Below are 2,099 nucleotides of genomic sequence, written 5' to 3'. Positions count from 1 at the left end.
CGAAACCGGAAACGAGTCCTGGCGCTTCAAGAACCGCTCTCAAAGCTAAAGCCGAAAGTCCCTTTCACCCGCACTTGGCCTACCCTCTGCAACCCCGGCCAGCGTCGGGCAGGCCAAGCGCTGATCTACAGAGCAAGGGGGTCAAAATTGGACGCCGATATGGGGTCAGTTTTGGGTGCCGATTGACACCCAGATCGAAAGCGAGGACTATCGAGATCGGACAGTCGTTGTCTACGATGCCCATTTCCATCCGGACACAATGGCACTGATCCAGGTCGAGGCAGTCGCTCGCGGTTACCTCGATGTGATCGAGCACAACGTCGACGAGACACGCGGCTATTTCCTGACCGCTCGGTGTGAGGGTCGGCAGCTTGACTACTCAAGGCAAAACGGCCGGAAGCGAACAGTCGCTGATCAGCAGCGCCGCGACCCCGGCGATAGGTTCTTCGAACATGCGGCAACCGCTGGCCGCGTTGATATCGCATGGGGCAAGGCGGTCGGCTCTGCCGTCAACACGGCGAAGAGTGCAGCCGCCGGCGCAGCGCGTGCCATAGGTTTCAAGGGACTGTAATCGACATGGCTAGACTTCCCGGCTGGGAAAAGCGCCTCAATGCGGTTGTGGCGAAGCATCAGGCGTTGCCCTCAATCTATGGTACGTCAGACTGCTATCTGATCGCAGACGATGGCGTCGAGGCTGTCACGGGCGATCGAATGTACGCTGACGCCATCGGCTACAAGACGGAAGCCGGCGCGGCCAAGAAGCTGCGCCAGCACGGTTTCGAGACGGTTCGCGATGCCTTTTCTGCGAAGTTCGCGGAGATCGCTCCCAGCATGGCGCAGCGCGGCGATATCGGCGTGGTTGATCGCGATGGCGTGCTTACGGGCGGCTTATTCACCTCGATTGGTTTCATGACGCGTGGACCCGAGGCTGTCGAGTTCCTGCCAAGCTCATCCGTGGCATATGCATTTAAGGTGACCTGATGCCCTTTCTCGCTCCAGTCGTCGGCGCCATTGGCGGCTTTTTCGGTTCTCTCGGTGTCATCGGCAAAGCTATCATCGGGATTGGCCTCAATCTCATCGTCAGCAAGATCCAGCAGCGGCAGGCCAAGAAGAACCAGAAACAAGTTGGCGGCGTCGAATTCGAGCGCGAATATGGTGAAAACGTCAGCCGGAAAGTGGCTTGCGGCCTCGTCGGCCTGGCCGGCCACGATTGCTATGTCAATACGTACGGCAGCTCGAACAAGTACCTAGAGCAGGTCTACGTGCTTTCCGATTTTCCATGCGACGGCCTCTCGAAGATCTGGGCCGGCGGGTCGCGGCTGGCGCTCGGCGTCGTGTCGTCGGATTCGGTCAAGACCGTCTACAGTGTCACGAGTGGTGTCTATGCCGGCCTCATGCAATTCACATTCTACAGCGGGACACAAACTACGGCGGATGCGGGCATGATTTCGCATTCGAACCCGGCGGGACGCTGGACCGCTGATCACATTGGGACTGGCATTTGTTGGGTGAGGGTTGCTCTGACTTACAGTCAAGACAAACTGTCTCAGTTCCCCGACTTCTTCTTCGAGATCCGCGGTGCCCGTCTGTATGATATTCGCAAGGACTCCACGGTTGGTGGTTCCGGCTCGCACCGATGGGATGATTACTCGACCTATGAGTTCTCGGAAAACCCGATCGTGCAGGAATACAATTATCGTCGGGGCTTCTCCGTCAATAATGATCTGTTTTGCGGAATGGGAATGGAGGCGGCAGACCTTCCTTTCGATCGCTATGTCGCGGCTATGAACATCTGCGACGAGGATGCTGGCGGGGAGAAGCGTTACCGCTGCTCGATCTTGTTTGATGCAGATGCCCAGCACGGCGACAATATCGAAGCGGTCATGACCGCTTGCGGCGGGACCGTCATCGACGACGTTGATGGGTCCTGGCCGTTGATCGGAACCGATCAGCCGATTGTCGAGACTTTTACCGACGATGACCTGGTGATCAGTGTGTTGATTCCCATTGAGAGCTGACCCGGCGTTTCCACCGAGAAGTGACCCGCTTTTAGGTATCGTTTGTGTTAGTCGTAGTGGTCAAGTTCCTGCGTTTCTCCT

The 2,099-nt window shown here is 57.6% G+C and carries 3 protein-coding genes; all 3 read left to right on the top strand.

Annotated elements, in window-relative coordinates; all coding sequences use genetic code 11:
- Positions 1-175 precede the first annotated feature (175 nt).
- From QTL94_RS26275 to QTL94_RS26265, 3 genes are read left to right on the top strand one after another with little or no spacing between them, the layout of a single operon-like run.
- Positions 176-571 carry a hypothetical protein gene (locus QTL94_RS26275; RefSeq protein WP_289803570.1) on the top strand — a complete coding sequence of 132 codons (396 nt, stop codon included), beginning with the start codon at positions 176-178 and terminating at the stop codon, positions 569-571.
- A gap of 5 nt (positions 572-576) precedes the next feature.
- Positions 577-981, top strand: coding sequence for a DUF6950 family protein (locus tag QTL94_RS26270; RefSeq protein ID WP_289803569.1), 405 nt, complete (start codon positions 577-579; stop codon positions 979-981).
- A complete protein-coding gene (locus QTL94_RS26265) occupies positions 981-2,018 on the top strand; it encodes a hypothetical protein (RefSeq protein WP_289803568.1) in 1,038 nt (345 codons plus the stop codon). The genes QTL94_RS26270 and QTL94_RS26265 overlap by 1 nt, the downstream gene beginning before the upstream one ends.
- The last annotated feature ends 81 nt before the right edge of the window (positions 2,019-2,099 follow it).

Origin of the sequence: Rhizobium sp. S96 (genome assembly GCF_030382195.1) — a bacterium.
Classification (GTDB): domain Bacteria; phylum Pseudomonadota; class Alphaproteobacteria; order Rhizobiales; family Rhizobiaceae; genus Rhizobium.
The sequence above is the reverse complement of the archived record's forward strand: the minus strand, read 5'-3'. Positions and strand labels throughout refer to the sequence as shown.